This is a genomic window from Kitasatospora sp. NPDC059088 (assembly GCF_042738155.1).
Classification (GTDB): domain Bacteria; phylum Actinomycetota; class Actinomycetes; order Streptomycetales; family Streptomycetaceae; genus Kitasatospora.
This window is the reverse complement of sequence record NZ_JBHYGR010000129.1, coordinates 1-11,070: the sequence shown is the minus strand read 5'-3', so window position 1 is coordinate 11,070 and position 11,070 is coordinate 1. Positions and strand designations below refer to the sequence as shown.

The 11,070-nt window shown below is 74.7% G+C and carries 12 protein-coding genes; 8 read left to right on the top strand and 4 right to left on the bottom strand.

All coding sequences use genetic code 11. The features are described from left to right. Positions 1-180 precede the first annotated feature (180 nt). Together hemC and ACFWXO_RS36950 are read left to right on the top strand one after the other, a co-directional pair. Positions 181-1,116, top strand: coding sequence for a hydroxymethylbilane synthase (gene hemC / locus ACFWXO_RS36955; RefSeq protein ID WP_380529672.1), 936 nt, complete (start codon positions 181-183; stop codon positions 1,114-1,116). 182 nt (positions 1,117-1,298) lie between these two features. Further along, positions 1,299-3,179 (top strand): serine/threonine protein kinase, encoded by a 1,881-nt coding sequence (locus tag ACFWXO_RS36950; RefSeq protein ID WP_380529670.1) that lies wholly within the window; start codon positions 1,299-1,301, stop codon positions 3,177-3,179. A gap of 7 nt (positions 3,180-3,186) precedes the next feature. Here the strand turns inward: ACFWXO_RS36950 and ACFWXO_RS36945 are convergent, their stop codons facing one another. Further along, a complete protein-coding gene (locus ACFWXO_RS36945; protein WP_375891126.1) occupies positions 3,187-3,723 on the bottom strand; it encodes a hypothetical protein in 537 nt (178 codons plus the stop codon). A gap of 54 nt (positions 3,724-3,777) precedes the next feature. Next, positions 3,778-4,335 (bottom strand): helix-turn-helix domain-containing protein, encoded by a 558-nt coding sequence (locus ACFWXO_RS36940; RefSeq protein ID WP_380529668.1) that lies wholly within the window; start codon positions 4,333-4,335, stop codon positions 3,778-3,780. 57 nt (positions 4,336-4,392) lie between these two features. On the opposite strand from ACFWXO_RS36940, the gene def reads away from it, so the two are divergent. From def to ACFWXO_RS36920, 4 genes are all read left to right on the top strand, one after another. After that, on the top strand, positions 4,393-4,983 hold the full coding sequence (gene def / locus ACFWXO_RS36935; RefSeq protein ID WP_375891130.1) for a peptide deformylase: 591 nt from the start codon (positions 4,393-4,395) through the stop codon (positions 4,981-4,983). After that, positions 4,980-5,666, top strand: coding sequence for a class I SAM-dependent methyltransferase (locus ACFWXO_RS36930; protein ID WP_380529665.1), 687 nt, complete (start codon positions 4,980-4,982; stop codon positions 5,664-5,666). Before def ends, ACFWXO_RS36930 begins: the two co-directional genes overlap by 4 nt. 148 nt (positions 5,667-5,814) lie before the next feature. Beyond that, positions 5,815-7,023 (top strand): serine hydrolase domain-containing protein, encoded by a 1,209-nt coding sequence (locus tag ACFWXO_RS36925; RefSeq protein WP_380529663.1) that lies wholly within the window; start codon positions 5,815-5,817, stop codon positions 7,021-7,023. A gap of 149 nt (positions 7,024-7,172) precedes the next feature. Then, positions 7,173-7,652: a hypothetical protein gene (locus ACFWXO_RS36920; protein WP_380529661.1), complete on the top strand. Its 480-nt coding sequence runs from the start codon at positions 7,173-7,175 to the stop codon at positions 7,650-7,652. A 58-nt stretch (positions 7,653-7,710) separates the two neighbouring features. Here ACFWXO_RS36920 and ACFWXO_RS36915 read toward each other — a convergent pair whose 3' ends face one another. Next, the gene (locus ACFWXO_RS36915; protein ID WP_380529659.1) at positions 7,711-8,730 is read right to left on the bottom strand and encodes a hypothetical protein; all 1,020 of its coding nucleotides are present in this window, start codon (positions 8,728-8,730) and stop codon (positions 7,711-7,713) included. 131 nt (positions 8,731-8,861) lie between these two features. On the opposite strand from ACFWXO_RS36915, the gene ACFWXO_RS36910 reads away from it, so the two are divergent. Continuing rightward, positions 8,862-9,452, top strand: a complete 591-nt coding sequence (locus ACFWXO_RS36910; protein ID WP_375891138.1) for a TetR/AcrR family transcriptional regulator — start codon at positions 8,862-8,864, stop codon at positions 9,450-9,452. On the opposite strand, the gene ACFWXO_RS36905 is transcribed toward ACFWXO_RS36910, so the two are convergent. After that, entirely contained in the window at positions 9,449-10,048 is a 600-nt protein-coding gene (locus ACFWXO_RS36905; RefSeq protein WP_380529656.1) for a TetR/AcrR family transcriptional regulator, read from the bottom strand. The two genes, ACFWXO_RS36910 and ACFWXO_RS36905, sit on opposite strands and share 4 nt — an antisense overlap. Before the next feature lie 128 nt (positions 10,049-10,176). Here ACFWXO_RS36905 and ACFWXO_RS36900 point away from each other — a divergent pair, with 128 nt between their 5' ends. After that, positions 10,177-10,920: an SDR family oxidoreductase gene (locus ACFWXO_RS36900; protein ID WP_380529654.1), complete on the top strand. Its 744-nt coding sequence runs from the start codon at positions 10,177-10,179 to the stop codon at positions 10,918-10,920. Positions 10,921-11,070 lie beyond the last annotated feature (150 nt).

Genomic DNA, 11,070 nt, shown 5'->3' with positions numbered 1-11,070 from the left:
GCCACACGGTGGGCCCCCGGGGGGGGCGGGGGGGGGGGGGGGGCGGTGGGGGGGGGGGGGGGGGGGGGGGGGGGGGGCCCCCCGCCCCCCCCCCCCCGCCGTGGGCGGAACCGCCGCGCCGTTACGCCGAGTACGTGACGCGGTCACGGCCGTGGCCGTAGGGGCGCCTATCATCGCGCCATGGCCACCGCTGAGCTGATCCGCATCGTGTCCCGCTCCTCACCCATGGCACTCGCCCAGGTCGACCGGGTCCGCGCCGAACTCGCCGAGCTGCACCCGGGGTTGCGCACCGAGGTGGTGCCGGTCACCACCTCCGGCGACCGCTGGACCGGGGACCTCGCCGCCCTGGGCGGCAAGGGCGCGTTCACCAAGGAGGTGGACGCCGCGCTGCTCGCCGGGGAGGCCGACGTCGCCGTGCACTGCCTCAAGGACGTGCCCGCCGACCGCCCGCTGCCCGCCGGCACCGTCTTCGCCGCCTACCTGCGCCGCGACGACATCCGCGACGCACTCGTCCACCCCGGCGGCCTGACCCTGGCCCAACTCCCGCCCGGCGCCCGGATCGGCACCTCCTCCGTCCGCCGGATCGCCCAGCTCGCCGCCTCCCACCCGCACCTGGAGTGCGTGCCGATCCGCGGCAACGCCAACAGCCGGCTCGCCAAGCTGGCCGCCGGGGACGTCGACGCGCTGCTGCTCGCCGTCTCCGGGCTGGAGCGGATCGGCGAGCGGGCCAGGATCACCGAGGTCCTGCCGGTCGAGGAGATGTGCCCGCCGATCGGTGCCGGCATCCTCGTGCTGCAGTGCCGCGAGGACGACGCGGCGACCATCGAGGCCGTCACCGGGCTCGGCCACCACGACACCTGGCGCGAGGCGGCGGCCGAGCGGATGTTCCTGCACGTGCTGCAGGGCCACTGCAACAGCCCGATCTCCGGCTTCGCCAAGGCGGAGGCGGACGGCCGGCTCTCGCTGCGCGGCCGGGTCTTCACCCCCGACGGCAAGCGGGTGCTGGACGCCCACGAGTGGGCCGGCGCGCTCACCCCGGAGGACCTCGGCACCTCGGTCGCCCTCGCGCTCAAGCGGCAGGGGGCGCACGAGCTGATCTCCTCGATCCCGCACTGAGGCCCGTGCGGGCCGCTCCTCGCCCCGAGTGCCTTTCCTTCGGTTCTTTGCCTTCGTGATCTGGCCCCGCAGGCGTGCTGCTGAGATGATTCCCCGTGCGGGGAACGGCAACTGACATGTGCTCAACTGCCGTCGTCCCCGCGGAACGTGGAACGCGCACGCCGGGGGTGGACGTGGAGGCGTTGAGACCCACCGACCCGAGGACAGTCGGCGGCCGCTACCGGCTGCTGGCCCGGCTCGGCAGCGGTGGGATGGGGACCGTGTACCTGGGGCGCTCGCCCGGCGGGCGGCTCGTCGCGGTCAAGTGCGTGCACTGGGACCTCGCCACCGACCCCCACTTCCGGCTCCGCTTCACCCAGGAGATGGAGGCCGCCCGGCGGGTCGGCGGCTTCCACACCGCCCAGGTGGTCGACGCCGACCCGGACGGCGACCCGCCCTGGCTGGTCACCGCCTACATCCCCGGCCCGTCCCTGGAGTCGGCCGTCGCCGCCCACGGCCCGCTGCCCGAACCCGTCCTGCGGGTGCTCGGCGCCGGACTGGCCGAGGCCCTGGCGGCGATCCACGCGGTCGGACTCGTCCACCGCGACCTCAAGCCCTCCAACGTGCTGCTCAGCGACGACGGGCCGCGGGTCATCGACTTCGGCATCGCCCGCGCCCTCGACGGCGCCTCGATCACCCGCACCCAGACCGTCATCGGCACCCCCGGCTACATGGCGCCGGAACAGATCGCGGGCGAGCCGCTCAGCCCCGCCTGCGACCTGTTCAGCCTCGGCCGGGTGCTCTGCCACGCCGCCGGCAGCGCCCCGTACGGGCACGGCGGCAACCCGCAGGTGCTGCTCTACCGGATCATGCACACCGAGCCCGACCTCGGCGAGGTGCCCGAGGCGCTGCGCCCGCTGGTCGCCGCCTGCCTGGCCCGCCGCCCGGAGGACCGGCCCACCCCCGCCGAGCTGGTGGAGCGGCTCGGGCCGCCCGGGTACGAGGGGCCGACCGGCTCATGGCTGCCGGAGGCGCTGCGGGTGCGGCCCGCCGTCCCGGAGGCACCGCTGCTGGCGCCCGGCCCGGGCCCCGGGGTGGCGCCGCCCGGGCGGGTGCCGTCCACCCGGGTGCCGACCCTGCTGGGCGCGGACCCGTACGGCGCCGGTGGCTGGGTGCGCACCGAGCCCTCGGAGGCGGCGGCCCGGAGGCGCCGGGCGCGGCGGCTCCGGATCGTGCTGCCGAGCGCGCTGGTGCTGATCGCGGCCGCGGTGCTGGTGCCGGTCTACCTGCGGCACGAGGGCGGCGGCGGCACCGGGCTGGACAACGGCGGTTTCGTGGTCGCCAAGGACGACGGCGGTTCGCCGGACTGCGTGACCGGCGGGTCCTCCGGCGCGTCCGGTTCCGCCGGCGGTACGGGCGGTGACGCGAGCGCCTACCAGGGCCCGCCCGCGGCGGTGCCGAACGGCACCCCGCACGCCTCCGGCCTGCTCACCCCCGCCGACCGGGACACCCTGACGCTGGGCCGCTCGCTGACGCTCAGCTGGGACAAGGCCGGCGCGGTGACCAAGGTCTTCACCCGGCGCGGCAGCCTGCCCTGGCAGGCCTCCGGCTGGCTCACCTCCGCCGCCTGCACCTTCAAGCCCACCGAGGCGGGCGTCTACCAGTGGGCCGTGGTCGGCGCCAACGCCTCCAGCGGCAGCATCGGCAGCGGCTGGAGCGCCACCCGCTACCTCAACGTGCAGACCGACCAGGACCAGGCGGCCAACCCGGTCAAGTCCGCCCCTTCGGCCCCCGTCCCGGTCTTCCCGAAGGACCAGCAGGTCGTCCCGGTGGGGAAGCCGGTCGAGTTCAGCTGGGCGAGCGCCGGCACCACCTCCACGGTGAACATCCTGACGCCGGGCGCCACCGACTGGGACCACCGGCCCTGGCAGACCGCGCTGAGCATCACGTACACGCCGAAGCTGCCCGGGGTGTACATCTGGACCGTCTTCACCTCGGGGCCGGGCGACTGCACCGGCGGGCCGGCCACCGGCGGGGGCTGCGTCAGCGGCGGGAGCGAGCAGCGCTACCTGGTCGTGCAGTGACGGCCGCTCAGGGCGCCGCCGCCCGGGCCCGGGCCACCCGCCGGACCACCGGCGCCAGCGCCAGCCCCACCGCCGCCCCCAGGACGACCCCCTGCACCCCGTCCCAGACGTTCTGCACGTCGCAGGCCCGCCCGATCGACGGCACCGCGTACTGCACCGCCGACACCGCGAACGGCAGCACCGCCGCGCCCAGCAGCGCCACCACCGCCCGCCGCCTGGTCCCGGCCAGGGCGGCGGCGAAGCCGACCGGGGCGTAGGTCGCCAGCTTGAGCTCGATGTGCCGCACGTGCAGCAGCTCGTACGGCGAACGCGGCCGCGCGCCCTGGACGGTGCAGTGCCGCACGGCGTCCGCGGACAGCCGGAACGCCTCCGGCAGCAGCGTCGCCACCAGGACCCCGCCGAGCCCGAGCAGCAGCAGGAAGCCCACCACCCAATGGGCCCGCAGCAACCGCCCCACCGGCCGGTTCAGCAGCGCGGCCGGCACCAGCGAGAGCAGCAGTCCGGGCCAGAACATCGGCATCCCGCCGAGCACCGCACTGATCACGCCTCAAACGGACGCACCGAACGTCCGTCCGGTTCTGGTGCCGCGCCGGTGGCCTCAGTGCCCTTCCAGCAGGGGGAACAGCCGGGTGACGGCGGCGACCGGTCGGGCCCCGGCGGGGCGGGCGGCCGGGTCGGCCTCGCGGTCGCGGTAGCGGGCGAGGATCCGGCGCACCTCCGCGCCGACGGAGGCCAGTTCGGCCGGGGTGAGGTGGACGACGGCGCTGAACGCCTCGTCCCGCTGCCACTCGGCCGGGGCCTCGGAGCGCCGGGCCAGCCAGCGCCGGTGGCTCTCGTCCTCCAGGCCGCGGGCGAGTTCGCCGAACTCCTCCTCGCCCGGCTCCGGGCTCTGTTCCGATCCCCGCTCCGGGCTCTGCTCCGGTCGGGCCCGGGGGAGGCGCCAGGGTCGGGCCCGGCCGTCGAGGGCGGGCGCCTCCTCGATCAGCCCGTAGTGGGCGAGCCGGCGCAGGTGGAAGGAGCAGAGTCCGGAGCTCAGCCCCAGGTGTGCGGCGGCCTCGGTGGAGGTGAGGGTGCCGTGTTCGGCGAGGAGTGCCAACAGGGCGGTGCGCACCGCGTGTTCGGCGAGGGCCTCGGATCTGACGACGTCTTCGGTCACTTTGCAAAGTCTGCTACTTTGCAAAGCTGACAGCAAGTCCATCGAAGGGGAGCACCCGTGTCCGAGCTGCGCGAGCGTCCGACCGTCCTGAGGATCACCGAGGTGGGGGAGGAGATCCTCCGCCGCACCTGCCGCACGGCGACCGAGCAGGACTTCGGCAGCGAGTGGCTGGCCCGGCTGGTCGACGACATGTTCGCCACCATGTACGTCGCCGACGGCTGCGGCCTCGCCGCCAACCAGGTGGACGTCGACCTCAGGCTGTTCGTCTACGACTGCACCGACGAGGACGGCGTGCGGCACGTCGGACACGTGCTCAACCCGGTGGTCGAGGCGCAGGAGCCCGGCCGCCGGCTGGTCGAGGACGTCGAAGGCTGCCTGTCCGTGCCCGGTGCCAACACCCAACTCGCCCGCCCCGCCCACGCGGTGGTGCGCGGAGTCGACCAGCACGGCGAACCCGTGGTGATCGAGGGCGCCGGCTACTTCGCCCGCTGCCTCCAGCACGAGACCGACCACCTGAACGGCGGCCTCTACCTCGACCGGCTCTCCGCCCGCGACCGCAAGCGGATGATGAAGCAGACCGCCGACCGCCGCGAGAAGGTCTTCGCCGAGCGCGCCGCCCGGGCCGCGAAGCCTGGTGCGGCGCGGTGAACCACCCTGCTCGCCCCGCCCACTCCGACCACTCCGACCACTCCGACCACCCCGCTCACCTCGCCGCCGTCCGCGACTCCTACGACACCGTGGCCGCCGACTACCTGCGCCGCGTCGTGCCGCCGGAGGGCATGGACCCGCTCTCGCGCGCGATGCTCGCCGCCTTCGCGGAACTGGTCCGGGAGGCGGGCGGCTCCGAGGTCGCCGACCTCGGCTGCGGACCGGGGCGGGTGACGGCGTACCTGAACGGGCTGGGGCTCCGCGCCCACGGCGTCGACGTGTCGGGCGCGATGATCGCCCTCGCCCGCGGCGCGTACCCCCGACTGCGCTTCGCCGTCGGCTCGATGGCCGCCCTGGACGCCGCCGACGGCAGTCTCGGCGGCATCCTCGCCTGGTACTCCGTCCACCACACCCCGGAGGCCGAACTACCCGCGCTGCTCGCGGAGTTCCACCGGGTGCTGGCCCCCGGCGGGCACCTGCTGCTGGGCGGGCACACCGGCGACGAGGAGTCCCGGCCGAGCTCGGCGTACGGGCACCCGGTGACCTGGGCCTCCCACCTCGTCCCGGCCGACCGGCTGGTCGCGCTGCTCGCGGGAGCCGGGTTCACCGTCACCACCCGGCTGGAACAGGCCCGGCCGGAGCGCCCGGACCGGGGGTACGTCAGCCTGCTGGCGCGGGCGTGACCCGGGGCGCTCTCGGGGGTGCACCCCGACGGAAGATCAGGGGGCGGCGGCGGTCCGACCCTGATGATCGGGGCGCGGCGGGTCGGCAGACTCGTCGGTGAGCCGGACGCGCCGGCGCGCCGACGACCAGTCTGGAGCTGCAGAACCCGTGAACGCCTCCACACACCGCACCCGTTGGGCCGCCGTCGCCGCGGCCGGAACCCTGGCGGCCGTGCTGACGGTCGGGGCCGGTGCACCCGCCCTCGCCGCCCCGGCCGCTCCCGCCGCGGGCGCGGCCGGGGCCGGAACTCCGGCACCGCTGGACCGGGCGGCCGTCCGGGCGGCACTCGCCGGGCGGCCGGCCGCCGACGTCTCCGCCTCCTTCGTCCGCGTCACCGGCTCCACCGGCCGCTTCGAGGGCAGTTCGGCGGAGGACGGCATGGCGGTGGACCCGCACGGCAGGTTCCGGATCGGGTCGGTCTCCAAGGTCTTCACCACCACCGTCGTCCTCCAACTCGTCGCCGAGGGCCGGATCGACCTGGACGCCGACGTCCGGCGGTACCTGCCGGACTTCCCCTACCAGGGGGTCGAGGTCGGCCAGTTGCTCAACCACACCAGCGGGCTGCCGGACGGCTCCAACGCGCCCTGGGGCGACGGGACGACCACCTGGTTCGAGGCCCACCGGTTCGACTCCTTCACCCCCGAGCAGGTCCTCGCCACCATGCACGGCTACCCGCTGGGCTTCACGCCCGGCACCGAGCAGCAGTACAACGGCATGAACACCTTCGTCGCCGGGCTGGTCGTCCAGGAGGTCACCGGTCGCAGCTTCGCCGACGAGCTGAACGACCGGATCATCCGGCCGCTCGGCCTGCACGACACCGCCCTCCCGGACGCCGACGACCCCTCCCTGCGCCACCCCGCCACCCGCCCCTACCTGACCGTCCCCGACGCCGGCGGCGGCACCCACCGGGCGGACGTGACCGAGCAGAGCGCCTGGCCCTGGGTCGAGGGCGGCATGGTCTCCAGCGCCGACGACCTGGACCGCTTCATGACCGCCCTGTTCCGCGGGCGCCTCCTCCCCGCCGCCCAGCAGGAACTGCTCTTCACCGTCCCCGACGTCCCCGCCACCGCCCACAGCACCCACTGCCCCGGCGGCAAGGCCTGCATGAGCACGGGCCTGGAGCGCCTCCAGGCCCACGGCATCACCGCCTGGGGCAAGACCGGCTCCCGCCCCGGCTCCACCAGCGGGGTCTTCGCCACCCGCGACCTCTCCCGCAAGGTCGTCTACTCCGTCGACCCGACCTCCCTGAACGGCGCCGAGTCGACGTACGTCCTCGGCCTGGTGGCCACCTCCTTCGGCATCAGTTCCGTGTTCTGACGCCCCCGCGCCCTCCTCCCGCAGGGTGAACCGCGGTTGGCTCTCCCGGGGGAGGAGCTCCGGTCGCGCGGTCGAGGCGGGGGAGGGGCGGTGGCGGCGAGGGTGGACGCATGGTGATGAACATCCCGGTCGGTGATACCGAACGCCCAGTGCCCCGTTGGGCCCTGCGCCTGGCCAAGGCCCTGCCCTTCGTCCTCCTGCCGCACTGCCTGTGGCGGCTGCCGTTCGCCTTCGACTTCGCGATGGGCACGGTCGACCCGGACCGCCCGCCCTGGGTCTGGTGGGCGACCCCGTACGTGTTCGGACTGAGCCTGGTCACCGAGGGGCTGGCGCTGCTCACCCTGGGCCTGGTCAGCGGCTGGGGCGAGGTGTTCCCGCGCTGGGTGCCGTTCCTGCGGGGGCGCCGGGTGCCGCCGCTGGGGCCGCTGGTCGCGACGGTGCTGGGCGGGCTGGTGCTGTTCGGACTGTTCGGGCTCCAGCCGCTCGCCTGGGCCGGCGTGCTGGACGAGGTCGGGTTCAGCAACGGCTGGTGGGAGGCGCTGTGCCGGGTCTGCGTCAGCCCGGCGGCGCTGTGGGGGCCGATCACCATCGCCCTCGGTATCGCGTACTACCGCCGCCGCACCGCCTGAGCGCCCGGTCGGCGCGGGAAGCCGGACCGGCCGGCCTCCCGTGCCGACCGGGTGGGCGTCAGTGCGTCCGGTAGTACTCGCCGACCGCGGTGAAGGCCTCCTTCGGGTCCCAGGGCAGGCCGGGGAACCTGCTGCCCGGGCGGTCCTCGTACACCTTGACGATGCCGTAGCTGGCCAGGTCGAGGTCCTCGCGGGGGTCGCCGTCCGGGCGGTGGACGAAGTCGTACAGCGCGAAGGTGAACACGAAGGCGGCGTCGATGCCGCCCTCGTCGAAGGCCGTCAGCAGCTCGCGGACGTACCCGGCCTGGGCGGGCTCGTCGCGCTCGTACCTGCCGTCGAGGCGCACCGGGCCGTCGGCGTCGTACTCGACGACCTCCAGGCCGAGCGCGCCCCGGTCGCCCGCGCCGCGGTAGGTGGCGGAGCCGAACTCGGTGACGGCGACCGGTTTGCCCTGGGCCGTGAGGTCCCGGACGCCGTCGGCGAAGCGGTCGGCGATTCCGGCGGAGCGGTACAGGTCGAGGGAGATCCGGTCGAAGGGCGTCCAGTCGACCCGCTCCAGCGGGACGGCGGCGTAGGTGACGGGCCCGTCGAAGTGCGCGCGGACGGTGGCCACCGCCTCGCCGAGGAAGGCGTTGACCTTGGCGCTGACCGCCCCGAGGTGCTGGCGCACCTCCTCCGGCCGGGCGAGCAGCGCGACCCGCTCGTCCGTGGTGGCGCCGGGCAGGAAGCCGGGGTTCATCAGGCTCAGTTCGGCACCGGCCACGAACACCACCTCGGCCCCGCCGCGCCGCAGCCGCTCCGCGCGCCCGGCGCAGTCGGCGAACAGCCGCAGCATCTCCTCGGTGGTCAGCTCCAGCGGGTACGGGGAGAACCAGACCTCCAGCCCGAGTCCGGCGGCCAGCCCGGCGGCGAGCTCGATCCGGTCCGGATCACCGCCCATGATCCGGACGGCGGTGCAGTGCAGTTCGTCGCGGATGATCCGCAGCTCGCGTTCGACGGTCTCCGGCTCGAACAGCTTGCGGGAGTACGACCCGTCCCTGACGAAACCGGTGTCGTAGCTGATTCCCTTGGCGCGCATGGTCCCCTGCCTTCATGGCGGATCGGAAACGTACGGAATTTACGGTACGGCCAGTACCGTAGTTGCCGTCGGGGTCGGAGGGCAAGTAAGCATGGGGGCGGTACGGGCGACAGCGAGGGCGGAGCGGGAGCATGGCCGGGCAGACGCGGCGGCGCGGGGCGGCGCTGGAGGAGGCGATCCTGGCGGCCGCGGTCGCGGAGCTCGCCGGGTCCGGGTACGCCGGGCTGACGATGGACAAGGTCGCCGCCCGCGCGGGCACCAACAAGAACGCCATCTACCGGCGCTGGCCGAACCGCCTGGCCCTCGGCATCGCCGCCTACAAGCAGCTCGCCAAGGCCGCCCCGCTCCCCGACACCGGCGAACTGCGCGGTGACGCGCTGGAGTTGCTGCGCCAGGCGAACCGGCACTGGAGCTCCCCGCTCGGCGGAGTGCTGCGCGAACTGCTGGCCGCCGCGGGCGGCGCGAGCGAGTTCCTGGCGCAGTTGCAGGACCAGTCCGGCGACGCCGCGGCCGCCCCCTGGCTCACCGTGCTGGGCCGGGCCGTCGCCCGCGGCGAGGCGGAGCCCGAGGTGCTGCACCCGCGGGTGGCGACGGTGGCGGTGGTGCTGCTGCGCAACGAGTTCGTGGTGCGGGGGGTGCCGAGCGCGCCCGACGACGTGCTGGTGGAGATCGTCGACGAGGTGTACCTGCCGCTGGTGCGGCGCCGGGGCGTGCCCGGTTAGTCGTTCCCGGTGACCAGGGTGTCGGCGAGCCGCTCGGCGACGGTCGGGTCCAGCGGGCCGTGGCCGAGCAGGAAGCGGTACCAGAACACCCCGTAGACCTGGTCCACGATCAGGTCCAGGTCGGCGTGCTCGGCCAGTTCGCCGCGCTCGCGCCCCCGGGCGAGCAGCTCGTGCAGCGCGTCGCGCCGGGTGGCGGTGAAGGCCTGCATCAGTTCGGCCAGGTGCGGGTCGCGGGCGGCCTCGCGGACGAGGGTGCGCAGCGCGGAGGCCGTGGTGCTCTGCTGGGCGGCGTCGAAGGTGGTCTCGACGAAGGTCCGCAGGTCGGTGCGGAGTGCGCCGGTGTCCGGGTGGTCGGTGACGTCCTGGTCGGCGCGGTCGGTGAGGGCGTCCAGCAGGACGGCGCCCTTGGAGGGCCACCAGCGGTAGACGGTCTGCTTGCCGACGCCGGCCGCGCGGGCGATGGCGTCGATGGTGACGGGCGTGCCGTCGGATTCCGCGAGCAGGTGCAGTGCCGCGTCCAGGATCGCCCGGTGGGCCGCCTCGTTGCGGCGGCGGCCGGTGTGCGGCCGGGCGGCCTGGGGGTCGGTCTCGCTCATGGTGGTGTCCCTTTCCTCCGGTTCCCGTTCTTCCTCCCCTACTTGACAAGACTAGCAGTCTCGGCAAACATCATTACCGAAACCGATGGTCTCGACAAGTTCCTGATCAAGCCGGAAGGGCCGGAACCATGAGCACTGCATCGAACCTCTTCACCGGACAGCGCGTCGTCGTCATGGGCGGCAGCTCGGGCATCGGCGAGGCGACCGCGACCGCCTTCGCGGCCGACGGCGCCGAGGTCGTGATCACCGGCCGCGACCGCGCGAAGCTGGACGCCGCCGTCGCCCGGATCGGCGGAAAGACCGAGGGCGCACAGCTGGACGCGACCGACCCGGCCGCCCTCGCCGCCTTCTTCACCGGCGCCGGCACCGTCGACCACCTGGTCGTCGCGGTCAGCGGCGCGGCCGGCAGCGGCCCCTTCGCCCAACTCGACCTCGCCGACCTCGCCCACGGCTTCGACGCCAAGTTCTGGCCGCAGGTGCGCGTCCTCCAGGCCGCCCTGCCGCACCTGCGCGAGGACGGCTCGGTCACCCTGATCACCGCCGCCTCGGCCCGCGCCGCCATCCCCGGCACCGCCGGACTGGCCGCCATCAACGGCGCCCTGGAGGCGATGGTCCCGCCGCTGGCCGTCGAACTCGCCCCGCTGCGGGTCAACGCAGTCTCGCCCGGCGTCATCGACACCCCGTGGTGGGACCGCGTCCCCGCCGAGCAGCGCACCGCGCTCTTCGACGGCCTGGCCGCCACCACCCCGGTCGGCCGGGTCGGCCGCCCCGAGGACGTCGCCCGGGCGATCCAGATGTTCGCCGCCAACGCCTTCGTCACCGGCGTGGTGCTCGACTGCACCGGTGGGGCCAACCTGCCGACCGGCCGCTGACCGCTGACCGCTGACCGCTGACCGCTGACCGCTGACCGCTGTACGGCGCGACGGCCCGCCCGGGCGGCCCCCCGGCGGGGCGGCCGCCCCGGTCGGGGGGAGGGGTGGTGCATGTAAGTAGCCGCACTGATACCCCTACGGCGCGGGCCG

Bases quoted from the DNA above. Each gene is read 5' to 3' on its own strand.
- hemC (WP_380529672.1), top strand. From the start codon at position 181: ATGGCCACCGCTGAGCTGATCCGCATCGTGTCCCGCTCCTCACCCATG.
- ACFWXO_RS36915 (WP_380529659.1), bottom strand. From the start codon at position 8,730: ATGCGCGCCAAGGGAATCAGCTACGACACCGGTTTCGTCAGGGACGGG.
- ACFWXO_RS36910 (WP_375891138.1), top strand. From the start codon at position 8,862: ATGGCCGGGCAGACGCGGCGGCGCGGGGCGGCGCTGGAGGAGGCGATC.
- ACFWXO_RS36905 (WP_380529656.1), bottom strand. From the start codon at position 10,048: ATGAGCGAGACCGACCCCCAGGCCGCCCGGCCGCACACCGGCCGCCGC.
- ACFWXO_RS36900 (WP_380529654.1), top strand. From the start codon at position 10,177: ATGAGCACTGCATCGAACCTCTTCACCGGACAGCGCGTCGTCGTCATG.